Below are 210 nucleotides of genomic sequence, written 5' to 3' on the forward strand. Positions count from 1 at the left end.
TCGGCGTTCATGCAGGCGAAGGCGGACAGGAACATGGCGCGTTTGAGCTGCCGGTTTCCGCCGCGGGGTGCGTGTTCGCCGTGGATGGAGGTGCCGGACGACCTCGTTGCCGGGGCGAGGCCGGCGTAGGAGGCGAGGTGGGCGGCGGTGGGGAAGCTGGTGCCGTCGCCGACGGTGGCCAGCAGGACGGCGGCGGTCCTGACGCCGATG

Annotated in this window: 1 protein-coding gene; it reads right to left on the minus strand. The window is 72.4% G+C overall.

Translation table 11 applies throughout. The features are described 5' to 3' along the window. A partial coding sequence (locus IF55_RS35825; RefSeq protein ID WP_048833155.1) for a transposase occupies nt 1–210 on the minus strand: 210 nt, incomplete at both ends.

Source organism: Streptomyces varsoviensis (assembly GCF_000718635.1).
GTDB classification, from domain to species: Bacteria; Actinomycetota; Actinomycetes; order Streptomycetales; family Streptomycetaceae; genus Streptomyces; species Streptomyces varsoviensis.